23 protein-coding genes and 1 tRNA gene are annotated in these 26,885 nt (G+C 62.6%); 13 read left to right on the top strand and 11 right to left on the bottom strand.

What is annotated here, in order from left to right; translation table 11 throughout:
- Positions 1 to 98: 98 nt before the first annotated feature.
- Positions 99 to 764, top strand: a complete 666-nt coding sequence (locus tag FJW08_RS04395; RefSeq protein WP_140809117.1) for an alpha/beta hydrolase — start codon at positions 99 to 101, stop codon at positions 762 to 764.
- Positions 765 to 833: 69 nt separating this feature from the next.
- Here the strand turns inward: FJW08_RS04395 and sthA are convergent, their stop codons facing one another.
- Positions 834 to 2,222, bottom strand: coding sequence for a Si-specific NAD(P)(+) transhydrogenase (gene sthA, locus FJW08_RS04390; RefSeq protein ID WP_140809115.1), 1,389 nt, complete (start codon positions 2,220 to 2,222; stop codon positions 834 to 836).
- Between the two features lie 201 nt (positions 2,223 to 2,423).
- On the opposite strand from sthA, the gene FJW08_RS04385 reads away from it, so the two are divergent.
- From FJW08_RS04385 to FJW08_RS04375, 3 genes are all read left to right on the top strand, one after another.
- Positions 2,424 to 2,894: an RDD family protein gene (locus tag FJW08_RS04385; protein WP_140809113.1), complete on the top strand. Its 471-nt coding sequence runs from the start codon at positions 2,424 to 2,426 to the stop codon at positions 2,892 to 2,894.
- Between the two features lie 140 nt (positions 2,895 to 3,034).
- A complete protein-coding gene (locus FJW08_RS04380; protein WP_140809111.1) occupies positions 3,035 to 3,793 on the top strand; it encodes an arginyltransferase in 759 nt (252 codons plus the stop codon).
- A 134-nt stretch (positions 3,794 to 3,927) separates the two neighbouring features.
- On the top strand, positions 3,928 to 4,824 hold the full coding sequence (locus FJW08_RS04375) for a DMT family transporter (protein WP_140809109.1): 897 nt from the start codon (positions 3,928 to 3,930) through the stop codon (positions 4,822 to 4,824).
- 18 nt (positions 4,825 to 4,842) lie between these two features.
- Here FJW08_RS04375 and FJW08_RS04370 read toward each other — a convergent pair whose 3' ends face one another.
- Together FJW08_RS04370 and parC are read right to left on the bottom strand one after the other, a co-directional pair.
- Positions 4,843 to 6,057 (bottom strand): AI-2E family transporter, encoded by a 1,215-nt coding sequence (locus FJW08_RS04370; RefSeq protein WP_140809108.1) that lies wholly within the window; start codon positions 6,055 to 6,057, stop codon positions 4,843 to 4,845.
- A gap of 286 nt (positions 6,058 to 6,343) precedes the next feature.
- The gene (parC, locus tag FJW08_RS04365; RefSeq protein ID WP_140809106.1) at positions 6,344 to 8,596 is read right to left on the bottom strand and encodes a DNA topoisomerase IV subunit A; all 2,253 of its coding nucleotides are present in this window, start codon (positions 8,594 to 8,596) and stop codon (positions 6,344 to 6,346) included.
- A 336-nt stretch (positions 8,597 to 8,932) separates the two neighbouring features.
- Between parC and FJW08_RS04360 the strand changes: the two genes are divergently transcribed.
- A complete protein-coding gene (locus tag FJW08_RS04360; RefSeq protein WP_140809104.1) occupies positions 8,933 to 10,123 on the top strand; it encodes a hypothetical protein in 1,191 nt (396 codons plus the stop codon).
- A gap of 234 nt (positions 10,124 to 10,357) precedes the next feature.
- On the opposite strand, the gene aspS is transcribed toward FJW08_RS04360, so the two are convergent.
- Entirely contained in the window at positions 10,358 to 12,145 is a 1,788-nt protein-coding gene (gene aspS / locus FJW08_RS04355) for an aspartate--tRNA ligase (RefSeq protein ID WP_181182839.1), read from the bottom strand.
- Between the two features lie 202 nt (positions 12,146 to 12,347).
- Here aspS and FJW08_RS04350 point away from each other — a divergent pair, with 202 nt between their 5' ends.
- Together FJW08_RS04350 and rnd are read left to right on the top strand one after the other, a co-directional pair.
- The gene (locus FJW08_RS04350) at positions 12,348 to 13,592 is read left to right on the top strand and encodes an MFS transporter (RefSeq protein WP_140809102.1); all 1,245 of its coding nucleotides are present in this window, start codon (positions 12,348 to 12,350) and stop codon (positions 13,590 to 13,592) included.
- Between the two features lie 75 nt (positions 13,593 to 13,667).
- Positions 13,668 to 14,819: a ribonuclease D gene (gene rnd, locus FJW08_RS04345; protein WP_140809100.1), complete on the top strand. Its 1,152-nt coding sequence runs from the start codon at positions 13,668 to 13,670 to the stop codon at positions 14,817 to 14,819.
- Positions 14,820 to 14,867: 48 nt separating this feature from the next.
- Here rnd and FJW08_RS04340 read toward each other — a convergent pair whose 3' ends face one another.
- From FJW08_RS04340 to FJW08_RS04320, 5 genes are all read right to left on the bottom strand, one after another.
- Positions 14,868 to 15,287: an MAPEG family protein gene (locus FJW08_RS04340; RefSeq protein ID WP_140755455.1), complete on the bottom strand. Its 420-nt coding sequence runs from the start codon at positions 15,285 to 15,287 to the stop codon at positions 14,868 to 14,870.
- A gap of 25 nt (positions 15,288 to 15,312) precedes the next feature.
- Complete coding sequence (locus tag FJW08_RS04335) at positions 15,313 to 15,855, bottom strand: hypothetical protein (protein WP_181178299.1); 543 nt, start codon at positions 15,853 to 15,855, stop codon at positions 15,313 to 15,315.
- Between the two features lie 31 nt (positions 15,856 to 15,886).
- Positions 15,887 to 17,389, bottom strand: coding sequence for an IMP dehydrogenase (guaB, locus tag FJW08_RS04330; protein ID WP_140809097.1), 1,503 nt, complete (start codon positions 17,387 to 17,389; stop codon positions 15,887 to 15,889).
- A gap of 228 nt (positions 17,390 to 17,617) precedes the next feature.
- The gene (locus FJW08_RS04325; RefSeq protein ID WP_140809095.1) at positions 17,618 to 18,067 is read right to left on the bottom strand and encodes a PIN domain-containing protein; all 450 of its coding nucleotides are present in this window, start codon (positions 18,065 to 18,067) and stop codon (positions 17,618 to 17,620) included.
- Positions 18,064 to 18,303, bottom strand: coding sequence for a type II toxin-antitoxin system prevent-host-death family antitoxin (locus tag FJW08_RS04320; protein WP_140809093.1), 240 nt, complete (start codon positions 18,301 to 18,303; stop codon positions 18,064 to 18,066). Before FJW08_RS04320 ends, FJW08_RS04325 begins: the two co-directional genes overlap by 4 nt.
- A 210-nt stretch (positions 18,304 to 18,513) precedes the next feature.
- Here FJW08_RS04320 and FJW08_RS04315 point away from each other — a divergent pair, with 210 nt between their 5' ends.
- The gene (locus FJW08_RS04315) at positions 18,514 to 19,935 is read left to right on the top strand and encodes an MFS transporter (protein ID WP_140809091.1); all 1,422 of its coding nucleotides are present in this window, start codon (positions 18,514 to 18,516) and stop codon (positions 19,933 to 19,935) included.
- Positions 19,936 to 19,985: 50 nt separating this feature from the next.
- Here the strand turns inward: FJW08_RS04315 and FJW08_RS04310 are convergent, their stop codons facing one another.
- The gene (locus tag FJW08_RS04310; protein ID WP_140809089.1) at positions 19,986 to 20,699 is read right to left on the bottom strand and encodes an RlmE family RNA methyltransferase; all 714 of its coding nucleotides are present in this window, start codon (positions 20,697 to 20,699) and stop codon (positions 19,986 to 19,988) included.
- A gap of 25 nt (positions 20,700 to 20,724) precedes the next feature.
- Complete coding sequence (locus tag FJW08_RS04305) at positions 20,725 to 22,089, bottom strand: Ppx/GppA phosphatase family protein (RefSeq protein WP_140809358.1); 1,365 nt, start codon at positions 22,087 to 22,089, stop codon at positions 20,725 to 20,727.
- 408 nt (positions 22,090 to 22,497) lie between these two features.
- Between FJW08_RS04305 and FJW08_RS04300 the strand changes: the two genes are divergently transcribed.
- From FJW08_RS04300 to FJW08_RS04280, 5 genes are all read left to right on the top strand, one after another.
- Positions 22,498 to 23,430 (top strand): lysylphosphatidylglycerol synthase domain-containing protein, encoded by a 933-nt coding sequence (locus FJW08_RS04300; protein ID WP_140809087.1) that lies wholly within the window; start codon positions 22,498 to 22,500, stop codon positions 23,428 to 23,430.
- Positions 23,431 to 23,592: 162 nt separating this feature from the next.
- A tRNA-Gln gene (locus tag FJW08_RS04295) sits at positions 23,593 to 23,666 on the top strand.
- Positions 23,667 to 23,979: 313 nt separating this feature from the next.
- Complete coding sequence (locus FJW08_RS04290) at positions 23,980 to 25,086, top strand: alpha/beta hydrolase (RefSeq protein ID WP_246682201.1); 1,107 nt, start codon at positions 23,980 to 23,982, stop codon at positions 25,084 to 25,086.
- Between the two features lie 82 nt (positions 25,087 to 25,168).
- Entirely contained in the window at positions 25,169 to 25,693 is a 525-nt protein-coding gene (locus FJW08_RS04285; protein ID WP_140809085.1) for a hypothetical protein, read from the top strand.
- 228 nt (positions 25,694 to 25,921) lie between these two features.
- Entirely contained in the window at positions 25,922 to 26,638 is a 717-nt protein-coding gene (locus tag FJW08_RS04280; RefSeq protein WP_140809083.1) for a hypothetical protein, read from the top strand.
- The last annotated feature ends 247 nt before the right edge of the window (positions 26,639 to 26,885 follow it).

Genomic DNA, 26,885 nt, shown 5'->3' with positions numbered 1-26,885 from the left:
GAATGCGCCTGGTTCAATCAACTTTCGCGGAGCATGAAAATATTGCGTTTTGAAGCCGGCAAATTGAGCGGAACCTCATATAATCAACGGGATGCGACATGACTGGCGACAATGCCGAAAACGGCACCCTAGTGCTGGACCTGGCCTTTCCGTATCGCCTCCTCGGCGCTGGCAAGGGTCGCCGCGAATCCCTGTTCCTGCTGCATGGATCGGGTGTCGACGAGACAAGCATGGTGGCGCTGGCGAGAAGCATGGCACCCGACGCCGTCCTGATCGCGGTGCGAGGCCGCATCCCCCAGGAGGACGGTTTTCGCTGGTTCGAGCGAATCACGCCGACCACTTTCGACCAGGAAAGCATACGTGTCGAAACCGCCGCGTTCGCGGCATTTGCAGCCGAAGGCGCCGCGCGCCATGGACTTGATCTCGGTCACGCAACATTCCTTGGCTATTCGAACGGCGCCAATCTGGTTTCGAGCCTGATGCTGCTGCATCCCGGCATCGTCCGCAGGGCGGCCCTGTTGAGGCCAATGCCGGTGCTCGACAAGGTACCGGCGACGGACCTTAGGGGAACACGGACGCTGATCATTGCCGGAGCCGCCGACGAGACCTACGGGCCTTTCGCGCCGGCGCTGGTGACGCTGCTCAGCCGACACGGCACGGAGATCGACGCCCGGATTGTTCCATCGGGCCACGAAATCGGTGACCCGGACGCAGCAATCATCAGGCACTGGCTAGCGGGATCGGCGGCGACCCAGCTAGGCTGATCGTCTTTCCGGACCGCTCGCTTCGCAGGTGCGCAGCGTGATCGACCAGCGACCGCTGAATAGCCGCCCCTACCCCCGCCCCATCCTGTTCCAGGCGTCGAGGCCGGCGATCTTGTAGGCCTCGGCAAGCGTTGGGTAGTTGAAGGTGTTGTTGACGAAGAAGTCGACCGTGCCGCCGAGATTGATCACCGCCTGGCCGATGTGGATGAGTTCGGTGGCGCCCTCGCCGACGATGTGCGCGCCGAGCAGTCGACGCGTCTCGATCGAGAACAACAGCTTCAGGAAGCCGGTATTGACACCCATGATGTGGCCGCGCGACGTCTCGCGGAAGCGCGCGACGCCGACCTCGTACGCGTCGCCGCTTTGGCGTACCTGTTCCTCTGACTGGCCCACCGTCGAGATCTCCGGCACCGCATAGATGCCGTAGGGAAAGGTCTCCGGCGGCGCCGGCAGGGTCACGCCAAAGGCATGACAGGCGGCCACCCTGCCCTGCTCCATCGAGGTGGAGGCGAGGCTCGGAAAGCCGATGACGTCGCCGGCGGCGTAGATATTGGGCACGCTGGTCTGGAAAGTCCGCGGATCGACCTTGATACGGCCCCTGGAGTCGGCCTCGATGCCGACAACGTCGAGGCCGAGGCTGCCGACATTGCCGGTGCGGCCGGCGGCGTAGAGCACGACCTCGGAGCGGATCGTGCGGCCATCGGCCAGTTCCACCTCGGCGGCTTCCGCCTTGGAGCGGATTTCCTTGACCGCGCTGCCCAGCCTTATCGTCATGCCGCGGTCGCGCATCTGGTGGATGAGATCGTCGACGATCTCCCTGTCGACGAAATCGAGGATGGAGTTGCGCGGCTCGACCAGCGTCACCGGCACGTCGAGCGCGGAAAAGATGGTGGCGTATTCGACGCCGATGACGCCGGCGCCGATCACCGTCAGCGTGCGCGGCAGGCGGTCGAGTTCAAGCATCTCGTCGCTGTCGAAGACACGGGTCTTGTCGAAGGGCACGTCGCGCGGCCGATGCGGCCTGGTGCCGACGGCGATCAGCGCATTGGCAAAGCCGACTTCGCTGTAGTCGCCATTGTCCGATGTCAGGCTGACCTTGTTGGGGCCGAGAAATTTCACCGCCGCGCGCGCACTTTTGACCGTGTTGCGCATGAATTGGTGTTGCAGCACCTCGACCTCGTGGTCGAGCGTCTTGTGCAGGCGCTCGATCAGGTCGCCGACCGAGATATCCTGCTTGACCCGGTAGCCGCGCCCATAGAAGCCGCGCTCGCGCCAGCCCGAGAGATTGAGCACCGTTTCGCGCAGCGTTTTCGAGGGAATGGTGCCGGTATGCACCGAGACGCCGCCAAGACGCCGGCCCCGGTCGACCACCAGCACCGATTTGCCGAGTTTGGCCGATTGCACCGCCGCGCGGCGGCCCGAGGGGCCGCTGCCGATGACCAGCATGTCGTAGTCCATATTGCCCGTCCCCTCGGCGTCTTGTTGCGCCGCAGCAAGCTAACGCCATCCACACTGCAAATTCAACCGGTTCAGACCGTCAGCCCATTCTGTCCCGCCCGGCGTGGCGGGAAAATGTCCCTATCTTGATTCCGCCATGAGCCTTCACCATTTTTGGTGAGGTGGGCGCAGGCTAAGCAGGCCCCGTTACGAGGAAATAACATGAACGCTCGCGTTCTCGACGGCGAAATCATCGACACCCGGCTCGACGATGTCAGGGCTTATGAAGGCGTGCGCACAAGGCGCATCCTGGCCTTCGTGCTCGACTATGTCATCGTCGCCCTGCTGACCATTCCGTTCGCGATCCTGGTGTTCTTCCTCGGGCTTTTGACCCTCGGCCTTGGCTGGATGCTGTTCGGCGTCCTGGTGCCGGCAGTCGCCATCCTCTACATCTGGAACACGCTGGGCAGCGCCGACCAGGCCACTACGGGCATGAAGATGATGGGCATCCGCCTCGACCGTCTCGATGGCAGGCCGATCGACGGCCTCACCGCGGTCGTCCATTCCGTGCTGTTCTGGGCCGGCAACGTCATCCTATCGCCGCTGGTCCTGCTGGTGACGCTGTTCTCCGACCGCAAGCGCACGCTGCACGATCTTTTGCTCGGCACTGTCGTCAGCCGTACCGGCCGTTAAAAACCGGCCCTCAAGAGAAACCACGGGCCCTTGAGCGCAAATGTGAAGGTGTTCAGTCAGCCACACCTTCACAATCCTGTTGAATTTTTCGCCGCCGGAGCCAAAGGTAGAGCGATTCGAAGGAGTGTTTCCAAGGCTCGATGACGCAGCACCCGACCCAGTCGCCGCAGTTTTTCCTGACCGCGCCGTCGCCGTGCCCCTATCTCGACGGCCAGTTCGAGCGCAAGGTGTTCACGCATCTGGTCGGCGACAAGGCCTCGGAGATGAACGACCTGCTTACGCAAGGCGGCTTCCGGCGCTCGCAGAACATAGCCTACAGGCCAGCCTGCGAGACCTGCCGCGCCTGTGTATCCGTGCGCATCCTGGCCCAGGAGTTTGCCGCCAGCCGCAACATGAAACGCGTGCTGCAGCACAATTCCGACCTCGTCGGCGCCATGCACAATGCCGAGCCCTCGACCGAACAATATTCGCTGTTTCGCGGCTATCTCGATGCCCGCCACCGCCGCGGCGGCATGTCCGACATGACGGTGCTCGACTACGCCATGATGGTCGAGGACACCCATGTCGACACCAAGGTGATCGAATATCGGCGGCGCGGACCCGATACCTTCATCACCGGTAAAGGTCAGGGTGAACTCATCGCGGTGGCGCTCACCGACAAGATGGCCGACGGCCTGTCGATGGTCTATTCCTATTTCAATCCCGATTTCGAAAGCCGCTCGCTCGGCACGTTCATGATCCTCGACCATATCGCCCGCGCCAAGGCGATGGGACTGCCCCATGTCTACCTTGGCTACTGGGTCAATGGTTCGCGCAAGATGAATTATAAGATGCGCTTCATGCCGCAGGAGCATCTCGGCCCAAAAGGCTGGGAGCGCTACACCAACGAAGCGGTCTGACGCTGAGTTTTCCCACGATCCACGCTTAAACTGTTTCAAGGCAGGGGATGCTGGTCTTTCAGCCGTCCGGCTGGAGAGAGTGCGCGATTGCGCCGATCGGCCGCCGCCTGCAATTCAATTGCGAAAGTTCCTGCATGTCCTCTCACCATGATCACCAGAAGGGCCTTCTGATAACCGCCATTGGCGGACTGATACTGACTGTCGACATACCGTTGATCCGCCTTGCGGATGGCGGCGCCTGGACGATCCTTCTGCTGCGAACCGGAACCACCTTCATCGCCGCGATGATCATCTGGTCGGTCTGGCGCGCTCTGAGCCGGAATGTCCCACCCCTGATCCCCGGCTGGTCCGGACTGATCGTGGCGATATGCTATGGGCTGACCTCGATCACCTTCGTTACCGCGGTCTTCCACACCTCGACCGCCGATCTGGTGTTCATCCTGGCCTTCAACACCGTATTCGCCGCACTCTTGTCCTGGATATTCCTGAGGGAAAGACCGCGGGCGGTGACGATCGTGGCGATGCTTGTCATGATCCTCGGCGTGCTGGTCATCGTTGGCGGTTCGGTCGGCACCGGCAAGCTGTTCGGCGATTTCATGGCGCTCTGCTCGGCTTTCTTCATCGCGGTCGCCATCACCATCTCGCGCGCCAGCGGCAAGGATATGGGATTCACCTCGCTCATCGGTGTCCTTCTGCCGCTTGGGTTGGCCGCCTTCATGTTGACGGGCGAAGGTTTTCACGTGAACGCGCCATGGTGGATCATCTTCAACGGCGCCGTCATCATGCCGATCTCGTTCTTCTGCCTCGCCGCCGGGCCGAAATACATTTCAGGACCGGAAGTAGCGATGTTCTACCTGCTCGAAACCGTGCTGGCGCCAATCTGGGTGTGGATGATCTTTGCCGAGACGCCGACCCGCAACAGCCTGATCGGCGGCGGCATCCTGATTGTCACCCTGGTCGCCCATTCACTCTGGCAGTTGCATGATGGACGCAGGCGCCGCGGTGACCTTGCGGTGCACCATCCGGCCTAGATTTTCCCGAAATCCGTATCAGGCGTTGGCCTTCTTCGCAGCGCCTGGTTCGGGCAGGGCCTCGATGCGCGGACCGGTCTCGATCTCGGCCGCCGATCCGGCGGCCGTCTCGTCGGCCAGTTCCACCTCGCGCAGCCACTCGCGCCAGATCGCGACCAGCAGCGCCATCAGCACCGGGCCGATGAACAGGCCGAGAAACCCCATGGTCTTGACGCCGCCGATCAGGCCGAAAAAGGTCGGCAGGAAGGGCAGTTTTATCGGTCCGCCGACGAGCTTGGGGCGCAGCGTCTTGTCGACGATGAACAGCTCGACCGTTCCCCATATGAACAGCGCCAGGCCGGCCATCGGCGAGCCGCTGGCGGCGAGGTAGATCGACACCAAGGTAAAGGACAGCGGCGCACCGCCGGGGATGAGCGCCATCACGCCGGTCAGCGCGCCCAGCGTCACAGGCGACGGCACCCCGGCCAGCCAGTAGGCGATGCCCAGCACCAGCCCCTCGCCGATGGCAATCACGGTCATGCCCGTCACGGTCGAGGAAATGGTCGCCGGCACGACGCGCGAGATCCGTTCCCAGCGGGTCGGCAGGATGCGTTCGCCGAGGCGGTCTATCTGGCCGGCGAAATTCTCGCCGTCGCGATAGGCGAAAAACAGGGCGATCATCATGAACAGCAGCGTCAGAAACAGGCTGAAGGCGCTGCCGCCGGCGGCGAGCGCGCCCCGGTAGATGCTGCCGATATTGGCGCCGCTGACCAGCTGGATCAGTTCACCGATGCCGCCGGGATGGCCGAGATTGGTGGTCCACTGCTCGTTCAACCACTCACCCACGACAGGCATGGTGGCGATCCAGTGCGGCGTCACCGCGCCGTGCCGATTGGTTTCTATCGCCCAGCTGACCCATTCGCGCACCTCGTTGATGGCATAGGTGCCGGCAAGCGCGATCGGGATCACCAGGAAGGCGAGGATGAACAGGATGGCCAAGGTGGCGGCGATGGTGCGGTTGCCGCCGGCGCCGACCAACAGCCGTCGGTAGAGCGGCCAGCTGGCGAAGGCGATGACGAGGGCGGCCAGCACCGGAAACAGGAAACCGTGGAAGAAATAGACGCCGGCGGCGACGATCAGCACCAGCAGCCAGCGTGCCGCCGACAGCGGCGGTATGACGGCCGACCGAAGCGGTGTGGACAGCCCGAAGAGGCGCTGCTGCCGTTCCGGTTTCTGGATCCTTGCTTCCTTCAAACGCCCTGTTCTCCCCGGCCCATCGGTCAGTTATGGACCGATATAGTGCAGCAATCGTGACGATAGTCCAAATCGTGATGGCGGAGCTCTTGCCTTCTCCCCTTGTGGAGAAGGTGGATCGGCGCGTCAGCGCCGAGACGGATGAGGGGGGTTCCAGCGGAGTGAGGCGTTGGTGTTCCCTGGAACACCCCTCATCCGACCAGGCAACGCGAGGCCACCGCCCTGGGCGAGTCACGGGCCTCGCCCGCCCTTCGGGCCCCACAAGGGGAGAAGGAAGAGGCGCACGTTACCCGAACTTGCCAGTCCTGGGGAATCCCTTCGGCACCATACGCCCTGCCGATGCCCTCGCGCCGATCCACTCGGCCAGTTCCTCGCGCGATCGGGTGAAAGTACGGTCGGCCGAATCCTGCCAGGAAAGACCGGTCGCCAATGTGAACGGCTTGAGGTCGAGAAGACCGCCGTCCTTGTATTTCTGCAGCCGCACGCCTTTGCCCCGACCCATCTCGGGAATTTCCGAGAGCGCGAACACCAGCATCTTGCGGTTCTCGCCGACGATGGCCAGATGATCGCCAGTGACCGGCACGCAGCGCTTGGCTTCGTCGGGGGCCTTGACGTTCATCACCTGCTTGCCCTTGCGGGTGTTGGCGACCACCTCTTCCTCCGGAACGATGAAGCCGTTGGCGTCGAAAGACGCGAGCAGCAGCTTGCGCTTGGGGTCATGGACGAAGGCGGTGACGATGTCCTGGTCATTGTCCATGTCGACGATGATGCGGATCGGCTCGCCATGGCCGCGGCCACCCGGCAGCCGGTCGGCGCCGATCGTGTAGAACTTGCCGCCGGTGGTGAAGACCAGCACCTTATCGGTCGTCTGGGCGTGGAAGGCTAGCTTGAGGCCATCGCCCTCCTTGAAGGTCAGCGTCGAGAGATCGGCAAGATGCCCCTTCATCGCCCGCAGCCAGCCTTTTTCCGAAACCACGACGGTTACCGGCTCGCGCTCGATCATGGCATGCGCGATGTCGGTCAGGTCGTGCTCGGGCGCATCGGCGAACTGGGTACGGCGCTTGCCGAGATCGGTCTCAGGGCCGAACTTGTCGCGAACCTGAGTGACTTCCCACTTGATCATCGACCACTGCTTTGCATCCGAAGCCAGCAGCGCCTCGATCTGCTTCTTCTCCGCGGTCAGGCCATCGAATTCCTTACGGATCTCGAATTCCTCCAGCTTGCGCAAAGCGCGCAACCGCATGTTGAGGATCGCTTCGGCCTGAGTGTCGGTGAGCGACCAGCGGGCCATCATGACCTGCTTGGGCTCATCCTCCTCGCGGATGATCTTGATCACCTCGTCGATGTTGAGATAGGCGATCAGGTAGCCGGCGAGGATTTCCAGCCGCCTCTCGATCTCGCCAAGGCGGTGTTTCGAGCGACGGATGAGGACGTCGCGGCGGTGATCCAGCCATTCCTGCAGCACGCCTTTCAGCGACAGCACGTTAGGCACCTTGCCGCGCGACAGCACATTCATGTTGAGCGGGAAACGGCTTTCGAGCTCGGTGAGCTTGAACAGCGATTCCATCAGGATGCCGGGGTCAACGGAACGGCTCTTGGGCACCAGCACGACGCGGATGTCCTCGGCACTTTCGTCCCTGATATCCTCGAGCAGCGGCAGCTTGCGGGCCATCAACAGCTCGGCGATCTTCTCGATCAGCCGCGCCTTCTGCACGCCATAGGGGATTTCGGTGACGACAATGCTCCAGGTGCCCCTGCCCTGGTCTTCCTGGTTCCACTTCGACCGAACGCGAAACCCGCCGCGGCCGGTCTCATAGGCTTCGAGGATGGAGGCGCGGCTGTCGACGATGATGCCGCCGGTCGGGAAATCCGGACCCTGGACGAAGTCCATCAGCTTCGCCACCGGCGCGTCGCGATGCTCGATCAGGTGCAGCGCGGCGTCGCAAAGCTCGGCCGCATTGTGCGGCGGGATCGATGTCGCCATGCCGACGGCGATGCCGGACGAGCCATTGGCGAGCAGGTTCGGGAAGGCGCCGGGCAGCACCACCGGCTCCTCGTCCTCTTCATTGTAGGTGGGGCGGAAATCGACGGCGTCCTCGGTGATGCCGGAAAGCAGATCGGCCGCCGCTTCGGCCATGCGCGCTTCGGTGTAGCGCATGGCGGCGGCGTTATCGCCGTCGATATTGCCGAAATTCCCTTGCCCGTCGACCAGCGGGTAACGCATCGAAAATTCCTGCGCCAACCTGACCAGCGCGTCATAGATCGACTGGTCGCCATGCGGATGAAACTTGCCCATCACATCGCCGACGATCGCGGCACATTTGGAAAAGCGCTGGCCGGGATCGAGACGGGCGAGCCGCATGGCGTGCAGGATGCGGCGATGCACCGGCTTCAACCCGTCGCGAACGTCGGGCAGAGCCCGGTGCATGATGGTCGACAGCGCATAGGCAAGATAGCGCTCTTCCAGCGCCTTCTTCAGATCGACCGGTTCGATATGATCGCCGCCGCCATTGTCAGGCGGCAAAAGCCTTTTTCCCATGGGTTGGACCTAGCCGAGCGGGTGATTCGCGGCAAGAGGCGCGCACCCGGCCGGTCGATTTGCACGCTATTCTGCAACTGGAAACCGCAACGTCGAGCTTGCCGACCAACATCAACCTGTTACATGCCACATCTATTGCGAAGCACGACACGCTGGCGGCCCGACCTTCATGCCAAATTCACCGCATCCTGCAATAGCGTTCGGATCGGGTTTGCCTTTCACCGCGATTTTCGACCATTGTGCCGGGACACGCCTTTTTCCCGTCCAGTTCGTCACGGAATGGTGATGGCGCAAAGAATTGAAAAATAATTTCAGGACACTCTCAGGGACCTTGCGATGACAATCAACCGCTCAACTCTCCGGAAATTCGCTCTTTCGACCTTCTTGCTCACACTGCCGATGAATGCGGCCCTTGCCCAGGACGCCGCGGTCGCGGACCGGCTGAAGGCAGCACTCGCGGCCCAGGGCGTCGACATCACCTGGACCGGCGTGACCGGCGACAACACCAGCATGGTGCTGCAGGGCGTGTCGGTGAAACCGGCCGCGGAAAAGGAAGCGCTGCCGATCGGCGACGTCAAGCTCGAGAACGTCACCGAAGCCAATGGCGGCTATGATATCGGCACCGTGTCGACCTCGGCCTTCGAACACAGCAAGGACGGCGTCACCCTCGATCTCAGCCCCTTCGTCATCCACGACATGACGGTGCCGGCCGACGGCTCCACCGGCCCGCTGGGTTCGCTGATGATGTACAAATCCGCTGAACTGTCGAACATGACGGTCAAGGTCGCCGACAAGACCGCCTTCTCGATGGACGGCCTTGCCATCGAGATCACGCCGCCCGCCGACGGCAAGGCGATGGAGTTCACCGCCAACACGGAGAAGTTCACGGCCGATCTCTCGCTGGTCGACGATCCCAAGTCCAAGGAGGTCATCAACGCGCTCGGTTACCAGAACATCTCGGGCAATCTCGAAATGGCCGGCACCTGGCAGCCATCGGACGGCAAGATGGAACTGTCGAAATACGACATCTCCGTCGAGAATGCCGGCACGCTCGGCATGACCTTCGACCTCGGCGGCTACACGATCGACTTCATCAAGTCGCTGCAGGAAATGCAGAAGAAGATGGCCGCACAGCCGGAAGGCGCCGACAATTCGGCGCAAGGCATGGCCATGCTCGGCCTGTTGCAGCAGCTTTCGTTCAACAGCGCCTCGATCCGCTTCGACGACGATTCGCTGACCGGCAAGGTGCTGGACTATGTCGGCAAGCAGCAAGGCATGTCGGCCAAGGACATCGCCAACCAGGCCAAGGCGATCGTGCCGTTCGGCATGGCGCAGCTCAACAATCCTGAGTTGACGGCCCAGGTGACCGCGGCGGTCAGCAAATATCTCGACGATCCGAAGAGCCTCGAAATCTCGGCCGAGCCGCCGGCATCGGTGCCGTTCGCGCTGATCATGGCCGGCGCCATGTCCAACCCGCTGGACCTGCCGAAGACGCTCGGCGTCAGCGTCAAGGCCAACGAGGACTGATCGAATTAGCTGGCTTCTCCCCGTCACTATACGGGGAGAAGGTGCCGGCAGGCGGATGAGGGGCAGCGCTGAAGCTTGCGAATATGAAATTCGATGCTGAACCGATTGCCTGTCAGAAGGCTTCAATTGCTACGACCGCTCGCAAATCGCCAGCACCCGCGCCGCCCCTCATTGTCCTGCCGGACATTTCTCCCCGTATAGTGACGGGGAGAAAGGGCAGTTGCAACGCTGCCGTCAGTCCTTCTTCGCAACCGCGACGCGCAGCGCCAAATCGCGAAGCTGCTGCGGGCTCGCTTCCGACGGCGCGTTCATCAACAGGTCATAGGCCTGTTGGTTCATCGGGAACATGGTGATCTCGCGCAGGTTCTTGGCGCCGACCAGAAGCATGACGACGCGGTCGACACCGGCGGCCATGCCGCCATGCGGGGGCGCGCCATACTGGAAGGCGCGGTAGAGGCCGCCAAAGCGCTCCTCGACAGTGGCGCGGTCCAGCCCGACGGTCTCGAACGCCTTGACCATGGTTTCGGGCAAATGGTTGCGGATACCGCCGCTGGCGATCTCGAAACCGTTGCAGACCATGTCGTACTGGAACGCCTTGATGCCGAGCAGATCGTCGCCGTTCAGCGCGTCGATGCCACCCTGCGGCATCGAGAACGGGTTGTGGGCGAAATCGATCTTCTTCTCCTCCTCGTTCCATTCGAAGAACGGGAAGTCGACGATCCAGCACAGTTCGAAGCGTTCTCGGTCGACAAGATTGAGTTCCTCGCCGGCACGGGCGCGCGCAGCGCCCGCGAAAGAAACGAATTTCTTCGGGTCGCCGGCGACGAAGAAGGCAGCGTCGCCGTCGGCAAGGCCGAGTTGCAGGCGGATCGCTTCGGTGCGTTCCTCGCCGATATTCTTGGCGAGCGGGCCGGCGCCTTCGAGCTTGTCGCCCTCCTTGCGCCAGAAAATGTAGCCCAGCCCCGGCTGGCCCTCGCCTTGCGCCCACGAATTCATGCGGTCGCAGAAGGCGCGGCTGCCGCCGGTCTTGGCCGGAATGCCCCAAACCTCTGCCTTCGGGTCGTTGGCCAGGATGTTGGCGAACACCTTGAAACCGGAATCGCGAAAATGGTCGGAGACGGCCTGCATCTCGATCGGATTGCGCAGGTCGGGCTTGTCGGAGCCGTATTTGCGCATGGCGACATCATAGGGGATGCGCTGGAACTTCTGCGTCACCGGTTTGCCGTTGGCGAAGGTCTCGAAGACTCCCCGCATCACCGGTTCCATGGTCGACAGCACGTCGTCCTGCTCGACGAAGCTCATTTCGAGGTCGAGCTGGTAGAACTCGCCGGGCAGACGGTCGGCGCGCGGATCTTCGTCGCGGAAGCAGGGTGCGATCTGGAAATAGCGGTCGAAGCCCGACACCATGATCAGCTGCTTGTACTGCTGCGGCGCCTGCGGCAGCGCGTAGAAAGTGCCGGGATGGATGCGCGACGGCACCAGGAAGTCGCGCGCGCCTTCCGGCGACGACGCGGTGAGGATCGGCGTCGAGAATTCGGTGAAGCCTACCTCGCCCATGCGCTTGCGCATCTCGGCGATGATTTTCGTGCGCGCCACGATGTTTTTGTGCAACGTCTCGCGGCGCAGGTCGAGGAAGCGGTATTTCAGCCTGATGTCCTCGGGATAGTCCGGTTCGCCGAACACCGGCAGCGGCAATTCCTTGGCCGCCGAAAGCACCTCGATCTCGCGGGCGAAAATCTCGATCTCGCCGGTCGGCAGGTTGGCGTTCGTGGTCTCGGGCAAGCGCGCCTTGACTTCACCGTCGACGCGGATCACCCATTCGCCACGCAAGGTTTCGGCGACCTTGAAGGCAGGCGAATCGGGATCGGCGACGATCTGGGTCAGGCCATAGTGATCACGCAGGTCGATGAAGAGCAGGCCGCCATGGTCGCGCACGCGATGCACCCAGCCCGACAGACGAACGGAATTGCCGACGTCGCTCTTGCGCAACTGGGCACAGGTGTGGCTGCGGTAACGATGCATGGTCATGGATAAAAGTCCGGGATTGTGGGTTGCGGGCCAAAGCATCGCAGCCCGGCCCAAAATTTGCGCGAAAAGCGCATGGGAGGCATGGTTTGTCAAGGCAAGTGGGCGTCACAGGCTCAACGCCGCCGGCAATTGCCTCTGGCATTGGCCAAGGCGATGGTTCAAGAAAGAGATCACCGATACGTGATCGTCTTCCTTCATGTCTTCCATCCGTCCGCTCATCCCGCTTCTCCTGGCCGCCGGCATCCTGCTCGGCGGCAATGGGCTGCAAAGCACCCTGATCGCGTTGCGCGGTGCGCAGGAAGGGTTTTCGGCTTCCGACATCGGCCTCATGGGCACCTTCTATTTCGCCGGCTTCCTGCTCGGCTGCCTGGCCATCACGCGCATCATGAAGGCGGTCGGGCATATCAGGGCGTTTTCGGCGCTGGCGGCTATCGCTTCGGTCGGCACGTTGCTGCTGGTGCTGGTCCTCGATCCGGTGATGTGGTGCGCGGTGCGCTTTGCCGGCGGTTTCTGTTTCGCCGGGCTGTTTACCATTGTCGAAAGTTGGCTGAATTCCGGGGTCACCAACAAGGACCGCGCCCGCGTGCTGGCGATCTACCGGATGGTCGATACCGGATCGGTGACATCGGCCCAGTTTCTGATTCCCGTCTTCGGCGCCGGCGGCTTCACCATCTTCGCCATCATGTCGATCATGATCACGCTGTCGCTGGTGCCGGTCTCGCTCGGCGACCGCTCCAACCCGACGCCGCCGGAAGAGGTCAAGCTCGATCTGGCGCGCGTCTGGCGGATTTCGCCGCTGGGTTGCTTCGGCTGCATCGCCGTCGGCGTCACCAACAGTGCCTTTCGCACCTTGTCGCCGGTCTACGCCGAGCAGATCGGCATGTCGGTCGCCGACGTCGTCACCTTCGTCAGCGTCGGCATCTTCGGCGGCGCCATCATCCAGTATCCGCTCGGTTACCTTTCCGACCGCTGGGATCGGCGACGGGTGCTGTTGATGACGACCTGCTGCGCGATGCTTTCGGCATTGGCACTGGTGTTCATCGCCGGCAGCAATCCGCTGCTCAACTTCATCATCATCTTCATCTTCGGCTGTTTCGCCATGCCGCTCTATTCGCTATCGGCGGCGCATTCCAATGATCGCGCGGATGCCGGCGAGTTCGTGCTGATCAATGCGGCCCTGATGCTGCTCTATTCCTTCGGCGCCATTGGCGGCCCTTTCGCGGCTTCGACCGCGATGCAATATTTCGGGCCAAGCGCGCTGTTCGTCTTCAGCGCCGTGGTCTACGCGGTCTTCATCGCCGTCATCCTCTACCGCATGCAGGCACGCTCCGGCGTGCCGGCCGGCAAGCGCAGCCGCTTCACCGCGCTGTTGCGCACCTCGACCATTTTCGCGCGGCTGGCGAGGAGAAATAGTGATCCAGACAGCCCGGAAGGGCCGTGACGGCGGCACCACAGCTTGACGAAAGCCTTCCCGGCTGAAATCTAGGAAGACCCTACTCCTGCCAAAAGCGATTTGATGCACGTCATCACCACCCAGAAAGAACTCGAGACCGTTCTCGCCGCTTTCGAAAAGTCGGATTTCGTCACCGTCGACACCGAATTCATCCGCGAAACGACCTTCTGGCCAATCCTGTGCCTGATCCAGATGGCCTCGCCCGGCGTGACGGCACTGATCGATCCGCTGTCACCTGATATCGATCTGGCTCCCTTCTTCAGGCTGATGGCCAACGAGGCGGTGGTCAAAGTCTTCCACGCCGCCCGGCAAGACATCGAAATCATCGTCCATCTCGGCGATCTCGTTCCGCACCCGGTGTTCGACACACAGGTGGCGGCGATGGTCTGCGGCTTCGGCGACAGCGTTTCCTATGATCAGCTCGTGCAGCGCATCACCGGGGCGCGGCTCGACAAGTCCTCGCGCTTCACCGACTGGCGCCATCGGCCGCTGTCCGACAAGCAGCTCGATTACGCGCTGGCCGACGTTACCCATCTGATCGAGGTCTATCAGCACCTCAACGCCGAGCTGGCGCGGGAAAACCGTGCCCACTGGCTGAATGAGGAGATGGATGTCCTGACCTCGCGCGAGACCTACGATCCGCACCCCGAGGATGCCTGGAAGCGGCTGAAGATGCGACTTCGCAAACCGCAGGAGCTGGCGATCGTGCAGGGCGTGGCGGCATGGCGCGAACGCGAGGCGCGCGAGCGCGACGTGCCGCGCGGCCGCGTGCTCAAGGACGACGCGATCTACGAGATCGCGCAGCAGGGTCCGCGCGATGCGGCGGCCCTTGCCAAGCTGCGCACGACGCCCAAGGGCTGGGAACGCTCCTCGACGGCGACGGCACTGCTCGGCGCGGTCAACACCGCGCTCGCCCTGCCCAAGGAGCAGATGCCGAAACTGCCGAAAAGCTTCCAGCCGCCCGAGGGCTCGAACGCGGCCGCGGAACTCTTGAAAGTGTTGCTCAGGATCGTCGCCGAGAGACAGGGTGTCGCCTCGAAGGTGCTCGCCTCCAGCGACGACATCGACCGCATCGCGGCCGAGGGCGAGGATGCCGATGTGCCGGCGCTGCAAGGCTGGCGGCGCGCCGTCTTCGGCGAACAGGCGCTGAAGCTTGTGCGCGGCGAGATCGGCATCAAGTTCGACAAGCGAAAAATAGCGGTGTTCGACCTGTAAGCACCGGCCTTTTCCGTCTCGGCTTGTGGAGAAGGTATTTGGCGCACCTCAGACGATTGCGAGCAAGTGCAGGGCCAACCAGATCCAGCCCAGGGCCAGCACCACCGCGCCCAGAACGAAGGAGCGGTTGCGCAGCAGCAGGTTGTTGCTGGTCAGGTGAAACCAGGCGTGAAAATAGCGCGACGCGACAAAAATCCACATCAGTGCGAGCGTGATGTAATTGACGCCGTTGGTCATGTGCAGTGACAGGCACAGCACGTAGAAAAGCACCGGCAGTTCGAACTGGTTGATCAAACTGTTCGCGACGGTGACAGTGGAGGCCGGCTCGGTCGAACGAACCTTGTACTGGCCGACCTTGGCTTCACCCGACTTGACGGCAAAATAGCGGCCCCGGCCCATGACGACATAGATGATGTAGACCAGCAGCACTTGCGCTAGCACCGGCCAGAAGATCGCGGTCTGGTTCATGAAAACGCCCCTGTCCTGTCCGGCCTCAATTCCGACGTCTTTGGCCCGCCAGCCAGAAAGCGGCAATGACGATGACCGGGACGGCGAGAAACGCGAATTTGGTGACGATCAACGCCGAGGCGAAAGACAGCGAGTCCGGGTTGGCGTAGAGGAAATCGGACAGAAGCCGCGCCACGGCGATATTTTGGGCGTAGTCGGCGAGTGTGTATGGCAGCACCAGGACCAGCGCGAAGATCGCCTGCACCTGCGCCGGGAGCACCCGGAAATTCTTCAGACGCCGGCCGGTTGCCAGGATCAGGCTGACCAGTGTCAGCGACAACAGCGCCGGAAACAAAAGGTCGAAGGTCAGGTAATGCCAGACCAGGATGATCTCTCCACCACGCCGGCCAAGCGCCGTCAGCCAGGCCATGCCTTCGTCGGGCGTGAATCCGAAATAGCGCATGTCGAGCGAGGCCAAGCCCCCGCTCAACTGGCGGAAATAGAAGAACTCCATCACCGTCATGGCGATGAAGACCGCCGCCGAGAGGAAGCAGAGCGCCGCCACATGGCGCGACAGGCGCAGCACCATGGCGGTCAAGTTGCACCAATGCCCGGAAGAATCAGGCTCCGCCCGGATAGTTGGGGCTTTCGCGGGTAATCGTGACGTCATGGGCGTGGCTTTCACGAAGTCCGGCGTTGGATATGCGCACAAAAGTGGCGCGGTCGCGGAAATCGGCAAGGTCGCGGCCACCAACATAACCCATAGCTGCTTTCAGCCCGCCTGCAAGCTGGTGCAGCACGCCAGACACAGGTCCTTTGTAGGGGACCTGCCCTTCAATGCCTTCCGGCACCAGTTTGAGCGTGTCGCGCACCTCGGCCTGGAAGTAGCGATCGGCGGAGCCCCGCGCCATTGCGCCGACCGAGCCCATGCCGCGATAGGCCTTGAAGGAGCGGCCCTGGTGCAGATAGACCTCGCCCGGGCTTTCGTCGGTGCCGGCCAGCAGCGAGCCGATCATGGCGGCACTGGCGCCTGCGGCGAGTGCCTTGGCGAGATCGCCGGAATATTTGATGCCGCCGTCGGCGATCACCGAGGCGCCTGATTTATGGGCCGTTTCGACCGCCGACATGATGGCCGAAAGCTGGGGAACGCCGACCCCGGCCACGATGCGGGTGGTGCAGATGGAGCCCGGACCGATGCCGACCTTGACGGCGTCGGCGCCGGCGTCGATCAGCGCCCGTGTGCCGTCCGCGGTGGCGACGTTGCCGGCCAGGATCCGCACGGAATTGGAAAGCTTCTTCGCCCGCGTCACCGCGTCCAGGACACGCTGCGAGTGGCCATGCGCGGTGTCGATCACCAAAAGGTCGACACCGGCCTCGATAAGACGCTCGGCGCGCTCGAAGCCGTCATCGCCGACGCTGGTGGCGGCCGCGGCGCGCAGGCGCCCCTGCGCATCCTTGGTGGCGTGCGGGTTCAGCTGCGACTTCTCGATGTCCTTGACGGTGATCAGCCCGACGCAATTGCCCGTCTTGTCGACCACCACCAGCTTCTCGATGCGGTGCTGGTGCAGAAGCCGCTTGGCCTCGTCCTGGTCGACATTCTCCTTGACCGTGATCAGGTTCTCACGGGTCATCAATTCGTAGACCTTTTGCGCCGGATCGGAAGCGAAGCGCACATCGCGATTGGTCAGGATACCGACCAACCGGCCGGTCTTATGGCCGCCGGCGCCGCCGTTCTCGACCACCGGAATGCCCGATATCGAATAGGTGCGCATCAGCGACAAGGCGTCGGCGAGCGTGGCGTCGGGACCGATGGTGACGGGGTTGACCACCATGCCGGATTCGAATTTCTTGACCTGCCGCACCTGCTCGGCCTGCTCGGCGGGCGAGAAATTGCGATGGATGACGCCGATGCCGCCGGCCTGCGCCATGGCGATGGCAAGCCGTGCCTCCGTGACCGTGTCCATCGCCGCCGACAGGATCGGCACGTTGAGGTCGATGTCGCCGGCGATACGGGTGCGGATGTCGGTCTGGCCGGGCATTACCTCGGAATGACCGGGCTGCAAAAGCACGTCGTCAAAGGTCAGCGCCAGTGCGCCGGTCGAGGTTTCGATGATTTTTGCCATGGCCAGCCCTTTGAATGCAGAAAAAGCGCTGGACCGGAATGGACAGCGCCGACTCGTTATTCCCTTTCAGGATTGGCGGTGGCTGGTAACACGTCCAGCGGCCGATGAAAAGCCGATCGTTGAGTGGACGTTAAGGATCGGCTCAGTGTCGATAGGGTCGCGGAACCGATCCGACTTGCTGTTTCTACGCAGTTCCAGACGGAAACCGTTTCACACTTTTCCTGGAGCCTAGTCCGCGCCCAGAAGAGCATCGAGCAATTCATGACGCGACGATGCGAAAGGATTGACAACGGTCACGCCGACCCAGGTGAAGCCATGTTGCAGATCTTCCGACAGGAGCAGCCGGCAACCCGATTGCGAGGCAGCTGATAGGATGACTGCATCCCAGATACTGAAATGATGGTCCGCGGCAAGATCGACCGCCATCATCATGACCTCGGGCGACGTTCCTGTGACCGGAAAGGCGTCGCGCCAGCCCAGAAGTGCATCCCGAGCTTCCTGCGAAGATCGTCCAGCCTTGCGAACAAGCACATTGAAGAGTTCGCCAAGCACCTGAACCGGAATGACAACTGCCTCTTGCGGAACGTTGCGCAGCAATCCCAGGACAGCGTCACGCTTGTCGGCGTTGTTCACGCCTTCAGCGTAAGCAAGGATATTGGTGTCGAGGGCGACCTTCACCGCTCGTAAAGCTCGTCGCGCGTCCATTGCCCGGCATCGACGACAGGCTGCCGTTCAAGCCGCGACAGCAATGTGTTGCGCGAACGCGAGGCCACCTGACAGCGATTGTCCGCGGGCACGATCCGCGCAACCGGCCGTCCATGACTGGTCACGACAAAGCTCTGCCCTTCTCGCACACCACGAAGAATGAGCGAAAATTTTCGATTGGCGTCGGCGGCTGAAACGGATTCGTCCATGATCCATCCAAGTAGTTATTTTAACTACAATAGCGATAGCTTGGCTCCTTGGCAAGCAGTCTCTGATCACTGCCCAGGCACTCCGCGGCGTCGAAGTCGCACAAAAGTGACAGCAAATTAATGCGACATCGGCCCAAGGGCATGATAACCGCCCATTGCATCGGCATGCCCCCAGCCGGCAAGCAAATTCGACCAATTCGGACGCGTTCGTTGAACCGCACCATTCCGCTTATCCTGGCGGTCGCTCTTTTCATGGAAAACATGGATTCGACCGTCATCGCGACATCGCTGCCGGCGATCGCCATCGACATCCATACCAGCCCGATCGCGCTCAAACTGGCGCTGACGGCCTATCTGGTGTCGCTGGCGATCTTCATTCCGATCAGCGGCTGGATGGCCGACCGCTTCGGCGCCAAGAACATCTTTCGCGCCGCGATCGCGGTGTTCATTGCCGGTTCGGTCGCCTGCGCGCTGTCCGGTTCGCTGCCGGCCTTCGTGATTGCGCGTTTCCTGCAAGGCATTGGCGGCGCCATGATGACCCCGGTCGGACGCCTGGTGCTGGTGCGCGCCACGCCCAAGAGCGAACTGGTCGCCGCCATGTCGTGGCTGACCGTCCCCGCACTGGTCGGCCCGCTGGTCGGTCCGCCAATCGGTGGCTTCATCACCACCTATTTCACCTGGCACTGGATCTTCCTGATCAATGTGCCGATCGGCCTGATCGGCATCTGGCTGGCCACCCGCTTCCTGCCGGAAACCGAATCGATGGAGACGCCGCCGCTCGATTTCGTCGGCTTCGTGCTGAGCGGGGTGGCGGCATCCGGTATCGTCTTCGGCCTGTCGGTGGTCAGCCTGCCTTATCTGCCGCCGGCGACCGGCTTCATCACCGTGGCCGTGGGGCTGCTGTCGGGAGCGCTCTACCTGATGCATGCGCGCCGCGCCAGAAATCCGCTGCTGGCGCTCGACCTGTTCCGCAATCAGATTTTCCGCTCCTCCGTGCTCGGCGGCGGACTGTTCCGGATCGGCATCGGGGCCGTGCCGTTCCTATTGCCGCTGATGCTCCAGATCGGCTTCGGGCTGACTCCGTTCCAGTCGGGCATGATCACCTTCGTCTCGGCGATCGGCGCCATCGGCATGAAATTCGTCACCGCGCTGATCTTCCGCGTCGTCGGCTTCCGCCGCGTGTTGATCGCCGGCTCGCTGATCGCTGCCGCATCAATCGCCTTCAACGGCCTCTTCACCCCCGAAACGCCTTACGCGCTGATGCTGGCCATATTGCTGGTCGGCGGCTTCATCCGCTCGATGTTCTTCACCGGCGTCAATGCGCTAGCTTATGCCGAGGTTTCGGCCGAGAACACCAGCAAGGCAACGCCGATCGCCGCCGTCTTCCAGCAGTTGTCGATCGCACTCGGCGTGGCGGTTGCCGGCGGCATTCTGGAAGTGTCGACCGGCATCCATGGCGGACCATTGACGCTCGCTGACTTCCACACCGCCTTTTTCATCGTCGCCGCGATTTCGGCCGCCGCGTCGCTGTCGTTCATGCGGCTGGCACCCGACGCCGGCAATGCCGTCTCCGGCCATGGCCGGCTGACGACGCCCAAGACGCTGGAACCAGTCAGATCGCCGGGAGAGTGAGGCTCTCTCCCTTCTCCGCTTGTGGGTCCGCAAGGGGAAAAGGCAAGGCGCTATTCCTGACCGGCCTCTCGCCCCTTGAAGTCTTTCGCCAAGAGATAAAGCTCCACCGATTCATCGCGCGAGGCCGGCGGCTTGACGTGGTGGACGGAGCGGAAATTCTTCTTGAGCATGGAGAGCAGCTCGTTCTCGGCGCCACCCTGGAAGGTCTTGGCCAGAAAATGGCCGCCGGGCTTCAGGACCGACAGCGCGAAATCGGCCGCCACCTCGCACAGATGCATGGTGCGGATATGGTCGGTCCGTTTGTGGCCGGTGGTCGGCGCCGCCATGTCGGACAGCACGACATCCGGGTCCCCGCCCAGCGCCTCGGCCAGCTTTTGCGGAGCCTGCGGATCGAGAAAGTCCAGCAGCAGCACCGGCGCACCGGGCACGGCATCCATTTCCAGATAATCGATGCCGACGACATGCGGATGTTCGGCCGTCGATTTCGTGCGCGCGGCCGCGACCTGGCACCAGCCGCCGGGGGCGGCACCCAGATCGATCACCTTCATACCGGGCTTCAAGAGGTGGTGCTTGTCGTCGATCTCGATCAGCTTGTAGGCCGCGCGCGAGCGATAGCCGTCGGCCTTGGAGCGCTGGACATAGGGATCGTTGATGTGGCGCTGCAGCCAGCGGCGCGACGATTCCTTCAGCCCGCTTTTCTTCTTGATCCGCGTCTTCAGCACGCGAAGGCTGGCGGACCCTGGTTTTTCCGGTTTCTTGGTCATTGCCTGATTTCTTGTTTGAGCATGATCATGCCCTAGTACGTCCATCGTTGCGCCAGACGCCATCATCGGCCATCAGCTCGCTCAATATGCCCTCGCGCAGGCCCCGGTCGGCGACGCGCAGCCGCTCCGAGGGCCAGACGGCGCGGATCGCTTCGAGGATAGCACAGCCGGCCAGCACGAGATCGGCGCGGTCGGCGCCGATACAGGGGTTGGCGCAGCGCTGCTGGAAATCCCAGCCGACCAGCCTTTCCACCATGCGGTCGACGCTGTCGCGGTCCATCCACAGGCCGTCGACCCGTCGGCGGTCGTAGCGTTCGAGGTCGAGATGGACGCCGGCCAGCGTCGTCACCGTTCCCGAAGTGCCCAGCAGATGGAAATTCGGGCTCGTCTTGAGATGGCTCAGCCGATCGCGACCATCGAAAGCGGCCAGCCTACCGGCGACGTCGTCGACCATGGCGGTGAAGATCTCGCGCGTCACGGTGCGGCCGCCAAAGCGTTCCGCCAATGACACGACGCCTACCGGCAGCGACGTCCACGACACGATGTGATTGGCAAGGCGCGGCGAACGGCGGCCGGTGAGATCGATCAGCGCGATCTCGGAGGAGCCGCCGCCGATGTCGAACAGGACGACGCCTTGCGTGTCGCGCTCGACCAGCGAGCCGCAGCCGGAAACCGCAAGGCGGGCTTCTGTCCGGCGGTCGATGATCTCGAGCTTCAGGCCGGCTTCGCGTTCGACACGATCGAGGAACTCGACACCGTTTTCGGCTGTGCGGCAGGCTTCCGTGGCGATCAGCCTTGCCTTCCTGATCTTGCGACCGCGCAATTTGTCACCGCAGACCTTCAGCGCCTCGACCGCGCGGTCCATCGCCGGCTGGCCGAGCCGGCCATTGGCGGTCAGCCCCTCGCCCAGCCTGACGATGCGCGAGAAGGCATCGATGACGCGGAACTGGCCGTGACGCGTGGGAACGGCGACCAGCAGCCGGCAATTGTTGGTGCCGAGGTCCAGCGCCGCGAAGACGGGAAGCTCGTGCACCGGCGGCCGGCGGTTGCCTTGTTCGGGGCGTGGCACCGGAACGACGGGCGAGATCGTCGCAGCGGCAACAGGCTTCAGCTCCACTGCCGCGACGGCGGCCTTGCCTTGTGCCGGCGATCGATTGTCCCCGGGGCGCGCATCGTCGCGCGCAAAAACCTTGCGCCCACGCCTTCGCTTGCGCCGTTTCTTGGGCTTGCCCTTCTGGTTGTGGGTCGCGTCGCCCGCCTGCCCATTCACGGAGCGAGGCTCCGTCGGGCGGCGTTGCTGCCAACCGGCTGTCCCCGGGCCTGATGACCCCGGGGAAGCGCTGGACGCGCCCACCTCCGGCGCGCCTGCGCCGGTGTCGCGGTCTTCCACTGTCGTTCCTTCCGGCGCCGCGCGAACCGGTGACGGACGCAGCAGGCGCTTTGGCATGTTTCAAGTTGCCGCCAGACTAACAGTGCCGTGGCCGATCACCAAGAGCCGCATGCTGAATTTTGCCGGCTGGGGGCGCCGCCTGCTTTGCACTGGCGTAATGTACCCGCAAGGCTGGATTGATACCGCGACGCCAGGTGAGACCGCACCCGTCGAAACCCATGTCCTCGCCGCTTGTCAGCGTTTTGCGCCCCCGTCCAGCGCAGGCAGGTCTTGCCGGCATCACGCGCGACAAGTGTTCGCGGTTGAATAGCCGGCTTCAATGAGGCATTTCTGAATTGAACGGGGAATTCGGGGCGGTCGGCTCTCGACAGAAAAGGAAGCGGATACGCAACGCATGGCAGTTGGGCAATGAACTGGAGACGCTATTTCTGGCCGGTCGTCGGCATCGGCGCGGTGATCTTCTCGCTGCTGCTGCTCTGGCATGAATTGCGCGGCATCTCGCTCGACGACGTCTGGGACGGGCTGGCGGCCATTCCGGCTCGCGGCTGGATGCTGGCGGGCTTGAGTTCGGTCGTCGCCTATGCCGCGCTTGCCGGCTACGACCACATCGCGTTGCTGCATATCGGCAGACGAGTGTCGTGGCTGTTCGTGACGCTCTGCTCCTTCACCACTTACGCGCTGTCGCACAATATCGGCGGCTCGGTGTTCTCCGGCGCCGTCATCCGCTACCGCGCTTACGGCACGAGAGGACTGACCGGCCAGGAAGTCGGCGTGCTGGTGGCGGTCTGCTGGATAACCTTCGTGCTGTCGACGATACTCGCCTCCGGTCTTGTGCTGGTGTTCGAGCCTCAGATTATCGACCGCTTCTCCGGCATCGCCCATCACGGCTTGTCGGAGGCCGCAGGCATCGCGATGCTGGTTCTCATCGCAGCCTACATATTCGGCAGTTGGCTGCATCTGCGCCCGCTGAAGATCGGTAGCTTCCAATTGCACTATCCGGCGCTGCCGATCGTCGCCCGGCAATTGCTGATCGGTCCGATCGAACTGCTCGCCGCCGCGGCGATCATCTTCTTCGCCCTGCCCGAGCTGCACAATCCCGGCTATTTCGTCGTGCTCGGCGTCTTCCTCGTCTCCTTCTCGGTCGCCCAGATCTCGCACGCGCCGGGTGGCCTGGGCGTATTCGAAGTGGTGTTCCTGGCCGGGCTTTCCGACATGGACCCGGTCGGGGTGCTGGCCGCGCTGCTGGTGTTCCGGCTGTTTTATCTCATCCTCCCGCTGTTTCTGGGCCTGGGCATCGTGCTGTTCTTCGAACGCTCGCAGTTCAGCCGCAAGGAGAGCTGAGGCCCGGAGCTCGCACGCCACTGGAAAAGGTGGCGTTCGGAACCGGGGATAAAAGCTGTCAATTGAACCGCGGAGCAGGCTTGACTATTTTCCGCTGGCGGCTACAAGGCAGCGCTCAAGCGGCTCAGCCGTTCGGCCCGCGCGGTCCATGATCGCGCCTGCTGGGGAATAGGTTAACGGTAGACCCACGGACTCTGACTCCGTTAGTCCTGGTTCGAATCCAGGTTCCCCAGCCAACATCCTTCCCAAGCTTTTCCTGCTTTGGGGTTTCCAGCCTCTGGGGATCTTCCCGTCCGCGCACCCATCCTGACCGGGGTCCAAAATTAGACGTAGAGGTGGTGTCCGAACGCCGCTTCGCTCCAACGGCAGGCTCGGCGGTGGCGCGACGATTGTGAAGCTCTGCTTCACAGCGCATTGACGTTATCGCCAATAGTCGTTCGCTGCGAGCGGGAGTACTTCTACCGTGCAAATCTGGACTCGCACCGCAATTCGGGAGCCTGTGGCACCGTCGAGACTCCATGTGCGGACGCTCAGGAGGAGACACACACAATGCCGGACGCGACATTTTCCCGACGCGATATCCTCTGGGCGGCAGGCGCCCTTACTGTCAGTGCTGCTTTCGCCGAACCACTCGCCGCCGCTCAACTCGCCGTAGGCGGCCCAGAGCCGACGTCGTGGGTGGACCCGACGATGCCCGAGATTACCCATCGCATGATCGAGACGAACGGCATCCGCTTGCACGTGGCCGAACAGGGTGAAGGTCCCCTCATCATACTTTGTCACGGCTTTCCCGAATGCTGGTATTCCTGGCGGCACCAGCTTGGTGCGCTGGCGAAGGCAGGCTTCCGTGCGGTAGCGCCAGACTTGCGCGGCTATGGACGGAGCGACCGCCCGGAGGACGTGGAGAAATATACCATTCTCCATAACATCGGCGACATGGTGGGTCTCCTCGACGCTCTGGACGCCAGACAAGCCGTGATCGCCGGCCACGACATCGGTGCTGCGATAGCCTGGCAAACAGCGCTTCTGCGCCCCGATCGCTTCCGGGCCCTTGTCGCGCTCAGCCCGCCGTTCCGCTCGCGAGGGTTCGGCGACGCGGGACCGCCAACGATGCTGATGCCGCGCACCAAGGACGCCGTGTTTTATCAACTCTATTTCCAGACCCCGGAGGCTGAGGCGGCGCTCGGAGGCGACCTGCGTCGCACGTTCCGATCCATGTTCTACTCCCTCTCGGGCGACAGCCCGCCGCCGGCAGGCGCCGGAGGATTCGCCGCCGGGATGGTGCCCCGGAACGGAGATTTCCTGACCAATCCGGTGTCGTTGCCTTCCTGGGTCAGTGAGTCCGACATCGATATCTATGTCGAGGAATTCACGCGCAGCGGATTTCGCGGCCCTCTGAACTGGTGGCGCAACATCGATCACAGCTGGGAGCTCATGGCCGCGTTCAGCCAGGCGGTGGTGACTGTTCCGGCGCTCTACATTGCGGGCGAACACGACATGATCGTGGAGGTATTTCAACCGATTATCGCCAAACAGTCGGCAATGGTTCCCAAGCTCCGGCCGGCAGACATGCTGCCGGGCTGCGGTCATTGGACCCAGCAAGAACGTGCGCCGCAGGTGAGCACCGCAATGATCGACTTCCTTCGGACCCTTTAGCCCGAGCAAGGCGGCTCGGCCACCGAACGCGACGTTCGAGGCGCGGCGGATTGACGAACGAAACTAGTTTGTAGGAGCTCACATGTCGTCGCAAACCGTGTTCCTAACCCATCTCGTCCTGGGGTATGTCCCGTGGCTGCTTTTCCTTGGCGCGTACATCTGGCCAAGGCTCAACGCGATGGATCACTTCGATGCGCAACGAGCTATCGCGGCCGTGCACAGCTTCCGCGTCATCGGGCTTGCCTTTCTCCTTCCCGGCGTCGTCGGCAGCAGCCTGCCTGCCGGCTTCGCCACGTTCGCCGCCTATGGCAACTTGGCGACCGGGGTGCTGGCCATGCTGGCGCTGCTCGCGATCAGGATACGTCCGCTGTTCTGGCTGCTCGTGCTCGCCTTCAATCTTGTAGGGGTGGTGGACATTGCCCTCGATTCCTACCACGCGGTCCAAGTCAATCTTCCTGCAGTTGCAGGCGAACTCGGCGGCATGTACGCGTTCCTGATCATCTACATGCCGTTGCAGATGATCTCACATCTCATCGCATTCTATTTGCTCGCGCGTTCCCAGATGGACGCAGTTTCGTCCGGCGTCGGCGATGCGGCCGGATCCTAGCACTCTCCGCTGTCACATGCGGCATCAACTTCATTGCAAGTCAAAGGCCTCGAAACGTATTCGCCGGCGCTTCATCGCCATGTCGCTCAATAATTTGTCACGTCCCACGGCGGACTGGGGCTTGCTCAGCTGAAAACGGTCCTTCAACAACCGAACGATGCTCCTCGTGATCGCTCGCCAACCGAAAGCCACCGTAGAAGCTCATACCCGCGCGGGACTGGAAGGAGCATGGTGTCGAGACTGATGAAAGCAATCGCACTCGCAATCCTTCTGATTGCGACGACAGCCGCTGGCCTCGCGGCCGCATATCCGATGGCAGCCGCCATAGCGTGCCCGAGTTGCCTGGGGTTCAAAAAAGACTCGGGTCAGGTCTATGTCGAGGATGGGATCACTCCTCAGCAGCAAGCAGCAGCGCTCCAGACAATTGGCATGGCTCGCGAACGGCTTCGCCGGTTCTATGGGGCGATAGAAAGTAATCCCGAGGTCTTCATCTGCGGGGACGACAATTGTTACCGCAAAATCGGCGGAGGCAAATCGCGCGGCATGGCCGTCCTCAATCTCGCGCTATTCCTCTCGCCCAAAGGCGCGACCGTCACCATCGCATCACACGAGATGTCGCACATCGAACTTCATATCCGGATCGGGCTGATCAAGACTTTCCGTCGTGATGTGCCGCAATGGTTTGATGAGGGCGTCGCGGTCGTCGTTTCGGATGACGACCGCTACCTGAAGCCAATATCATCGCCCGATCGTTGCCTGGTTGAACCGGATGGCGCGCTGCCGACGACGAGGAGCGCCTGGATTGAAAGCGCGGCATCGGCGGGCCTGTACGCGAAAGCTGCCTGCCGGGTGAGCCGGTGGATTGCAGATCACGGCGGCCCCCGCGCCGTAACCCGGCTGTTAGAGAAAATCGCTGCGGGCGAATCCTTTGAGATGGCGTATTGAGCGCAAGAAAGTGCGCACTGGCCTGTATGAACGCTGCCGGGCATGAATGCGAATGCTCATGTGACAGACGCTGCCATAGAAAAAGTCTTGAAGTGGTTGCCTGACCATTGCGGAGTTCGTTTCGACCGGGCTCAATTCGAGGCCCTGTCTGCCTCGAACAGGCTCGTCAATTCGTTAAGTTCCGGGGCGTTTAAGGTCCCTTGTCGGTGAAGTGATCCCATCGTGAACTCTGATTCGGCTGAATTAG

The sequence above is a fragment of the Mesorhizobium sp. B3-2-1 genome (assembly GCF_006439515.1).
Lineage (GTDB): Bacteria > Pseudomonadota > Alphaproteobacteria > Rhizobiales > Rhizobiaceae > Mesorhizobium.
Note: the sequence above shows the minus strand (reverse complement) of the source record. Positions and strands in the feature narration are given on the sequence as shown.